Source organism: Pseudomonas sp. AC463 (assembly GCF_979253585.1).
In genome coordinates, this window is the sequence record NZ_CEEDDZ010001009.1 from 1 (window position 1) to 246 (window position 246).

At 69.9% G+C, this 246-nt stretch carries 1 protein-coding gene; it reads left to right on the forward strand.

The window, feature by feature from the left end; translation table 11 throughout:
- Positions 1–246: molybdopterin-dependent oxidoreductase (locus AC0IYH_RS33280; protein ID WP_471838678.1), on the forward strand; the 246-nt coding region annotated here is incomplete at both ends.

Sequence of the window (246 nt, forward strand, 5' to 3'; positions counted from 1 at the left end):
CTGCAGGTCGGCGGGCTGGTGACCCGGCCACTGTCGCTGTCGCTGTCCGACCTCGGCGCGATGCCGCAACGCGCGCAGATCCCGCGCCACGACTGTGTCGAGGGGTGGAGCGCGATCGCCAAGTGGCAGGGGCCGCAACTCGGCACGGTACTGCGCGCGGCAGGTCTGCGCGACGCGGCGCGCTATATCGTCTTCACCTGCGCCGACCTCTACGGGGGCGAACCCTATTACGAGTCGATCGACCTG